This is a genomic window from Bifidobacterium tibiigranuli (assembly GCF_009371885.1).
Lineage (GTDB): Bacteria > Actinomycetota > Actinomycetes > Actinomycetales > Bifidobacteriaceae > Bifidobacterium > Bifidobacterium tibiigranuli.
The window spans coordinates 1-2,667 of the sequence record NZ_QLZA01000018.1; the positions used below are offsets into that span (position 1 = coordinate 1).

General features: G+C 30.4%; 2 protein-coding genes. Both read right to left on the reverse strand.

Annotation, left to right across the window (positions count from 1 at the left end):
* Positions 1-1,075 precede the first annotated feature (1,075 nt).
* Positions 1,076-2,080 (reverse strand): protein rep, encoded by a 1,005-nt coding sequence (locus DDF78_RS12340; RefSeq protein WP_152587875.1) that lies wholly within the window; start codon positions 2,078-2,080, stop codon positions 1,076-1,078.
* A gap of 202 nt (positions 2,081-2,282) precedes the next feature.
* Positions 2,283-2,480 (reverse strand): hypothetical protein, encoded by a 198-nt coding sequence (locus tag DDF78_RS12345; RefSeq protein WP_152587876.1) that lies wholly within the window; start codon positions 2,478-2,480, stop codon positions 2,283-2,285.
* Positions 2,481-2,667 lie beyond the last annotated feature (187 nt).

Below are 2,667 nucleotides of genomic sequence, written 5' to 3' on the forward strand. Positions count from 1 at the left end.
TCGGAACCCTTAACAATCCCAAAACTTGTCGAATGGTCGGCTTAATAGCTCACGCTATGCCGACATTCGTCTGCAAGTTTAGTTAAGGGTTCTTCTCAACTTCAATAAATTTTCTCGGCATAAATGCGTTTCCTAATCTTTTTTAGAACGATTAATCAAAAAATAACCTAAAAGACCACAAGCCAAAATAAATAAAAATATAAGCATTTTCTATCTCCTTTTTAGCAAACTTTATCACAATAGTTATTGCTTTACAGGTCTATTTTTCGTCGTTATAATCTAGTTAAATCCCGTAAGGGCGCACTTATGCGTTCTAAAAAGAACGCGTGCAAAAACCATAATCGACCTTCGTCGATTTTTTATCTTAGTTTTAAGTAATCGGTGTTGCAGCACAGATATAAAAATTAATACTGCATTATTAGTAATCGGCGTTGTGGCGCAGATACAAAAATTAATACTGCACGAATTTGAATCGACGTTGTAGCGTAGATATAAAAATTAATACTACATCAAAATTTAACTAAGATTTAAGCTACTAGTTTTTTGCTAGTAGCTTTTTTATTTTTAAAATTTTAAATACCTTTATTTTGAATTTTAAGGGGGCATTTTAAAGATTTAGGGGTAATCCATATAGTTTTAATGCCCAAAAACTTATATAAGCTCTTAAAACGCAAATATGAGCCAAATAAATATATGCTATTTCCAAAAGTAAAAATTTGAGCAAAACCAGTGGCTTATTTTTTAGACACTGCCCAGTTACATGCAAATTAAAATTTTCATGATTTTTTATAGTTCCCGAAGGGATACAAACCTAAATTTTTAGATTTACATAAAATTATGGCTAAGAGCATAAGGAAAATATGCTATCAATTAAAATTGATAGGTCTGGCAAAGCCAGACATTCTAAACATTTCAGGTGTTTTTCAAACAATATCAGTTTTTTCTATTTGTCTCACCTTTGTGACACAATATATTAGGATTGTCTCACCTCTGTGACACAATATGTGTAAAGTGTCTCACTTTTGTCTCACCACTTTTTTTAAAAAAAGTCATAAAAAAACGCTAACTTTATAAGCTAACGTTTCAAATCTTTTAAGTAATAATTTTGTTTCTCAAAGTTCCAAATTGCCGTAATTGAATGTGCTTTTTCTTCTTCACCTGTTGTTTTATCTTCGTCACTTGTATTGATTAAATTGCCATCTTCGGCATCGTCTAAATTTAAAATTTTATGTTTTTGTTTAAGCAATCCACCATAACTTAACATGCGCTTTCGGTATAAACCTTTTTCCAAATCATTCACGATTTCTTGATTTCTTTCATCATCATCAGTTAAAAAATCAGATGACTTAACCGAATATTTTGAGGTTTCTTTGATTGCTGCTTGAATATCTTTATCGCCTTTTTGATTTGGAGTAATCCCTTTAACATTTACCACAGGCTCATAATTAATTTGTAATGCTTTTTTCCAAAAACTCAACCACTCTTTTTGCGATATATAATTTTCAGATCCACGAAAATATTTACTTTCAACACACAATAAAACATGCATATGCTGATTATAACTACCATTTTTTTCGTTTACTGTAACTTCTGTAGAACGCATAAAACCCACTAAATTCTTTTTAACTTTTGCATACATTTTTAATTTATTAAAAGCTTTAGCCATATGCTTTAAACTTTCTTCTAAATGTTCTCCATCTATCGCATTTCGAGTTGATAACGTCAAAAATAACCAACGTGCCTTTGGTTTCTCTTTAACCACTTCTTCAATCACTCTTTGAGCTTGATAACTATTTTTCATCGAACGCCTCCAATTACAAACAGGACACAATTTCGATTTACAAAACCATGTCTTATGTAATTTCAAATAACCTTCATCAGTCGGCTTGAACTCTAAGACGTTACCACATTGTTTTACGTTATAAGCCTTTTTGATTTTTAAGATTTCAAGTATATCTGCATAACTAACATTATTAATCTTCTTTTCTCTCCATGGGCGTTGCTTACCACTTTTGGCAATATCTTTTAATGTTTCAGTATCTTGATTTTCGTCTATATATTTTGTATGATTGTCTTGCATATAAAAAGACCTCCAGTATTAGATTTTAGCTCGACACTTTAATCTTATTACTGGAGTTTTTTTATGTCAACCGATATATTATACACTAAAAAAACGAAAAAACATTGATATAGCAACGTTGAAACGACTTTATATATCTTTGAGTTATTTCTAATAGTATCAAGACAAGAAGAAACTCGTTTTCACTCGTTTCAAATACCTTTTAAATCTCCGCCTTATTCTTATTAATCTTAATCGCTTTAATAAATAAATAAACAGCATTTATTCCCATCAAAATAACATATGGAATAAATATGTATAAATTTTCCGAACCAGATATAAAAACTAATCCAATTAAAAAGAAAATATTTAAAATAGTTGCTATAACATAGCCTTTATCTAACACTGTGTTTTTATTCAAGAAAATCACTCCTCTTTATTTTTTATCTTACTAAACATAATTGCTTTATTCCAATTGCTTTATTCCAATTGCTTTATTCCAATTGCTTTATTGACGTTGAGCCTCGGAACCCTTAACAATCCCAAAACTTGTCGAATGGTCGGCTTAATAGCTCACGCTATGCCGACATTCGTCTGCAAGTTTAGTT

Coding starts and splice junctions, on each gene's coding strand:
- DDF78_RS12340 (WP_152587875.1), bottom strand. CDS start 2,080: ATGCAAGACAATCATACAAAATATATAGACGAAAATCAAGATACTGAA.